The organism is Burkholderia sp. Ac-20345, from assembly GCF_017104825.1.
In the GTDB taxonomy this organism is placed as follows: Bacteria; Pseudomonadota; Gammaproteobacteria; order Burkholderiales; family Burkholderiaceae; genus Burkholderia; species Burkholderia lata_B.
The window spans coordinates 1-844 of the sequence record NZ_JAAGPO010000534.1; the positions used below are offsets into that span (position 1 = coordinate 1).

At 69.3% G+C, this 844-nt stretch carries 1 protein-coding gene; it reads left to right on the top strand.

What is annotated here, in order from left to right; all coding sequences use genetic code 11:
• On the top strand, nucleotides 1-844 hold an 844-nt coding region (locus G3O06_RS48495; RefSeq protein ID WP_241020637.1), incomplete at both ends, for a cytochrome c.

The window sequence follows — 844 nt, forward strand, 5'->3', positions numbered from 1 at the left end:
TCGCGGCCGCCTGGTCGCCCTCGCCGGCGACTGCGCGGTGTGCCATACCGCGCCCGGCGGCGCGACCAACGCGGGCGGGCTCGCGCTCGATACGCCGTTCGGCACGATCTACACGACGAACCTCACGCCCGATCCGGAAACCGGCATCGGCACATGGTCGTATCCGGCGTTCGCGCGCGCGATGCGCGAAGGCATCTCGCGCGACGGCACGCACCTGTACCCGGCGTTCCCGTACACGGCGTTCGCGAAGCTGAGCGAGCCCGACCTGCTCGCGCTCTATGCGTACCTGATGTCGCAGCCGCCGGTGAAGCACGTGCCGCCGAAGACGAAGCTGCCGTTCCCGCTCGACCAGCGGCGCCTCGTCGCCGGCTGGAACTGGCTGTTTCACGATACGCGGCCGTTCGCGCCGGACCCGTCGCGCTCCGCGATGTGGAATCGCGGCAAGTATCTGGTCGACGGCGCCGGGCACTGCGGCGCGTGCCATACGCCGCGCAACGCGCTGGGTGCGGAGAAGGGCGGTTTTGCGTACCTGTCGGGCGGCGAGGCCGAGGGTTGGGTCGCGCCGCCGCTCGTCGCGTCGCCGACGACGCCGGTGCCGTGGACCGAAGGTGCGCTGTTCGACTACCTGCGCACGGGCTTCTCCGCGCAGCATGGCGTCGCGGCCGGGCCGATGGCGCCTGTCGTCGCGGGGCTCGCGTCGCTGCCCGAGGCCGATGTCCAGGCGATCGCGCACAGATCGGAAGAGCGTCGTGGCGGGAAAGAGTGTGATCGATCGTGTAGATGTCGGTGGTCCCCGCGTAATGAGAAAAAAAAAGACGCTGCAATCCGTACACTATCCATTCCA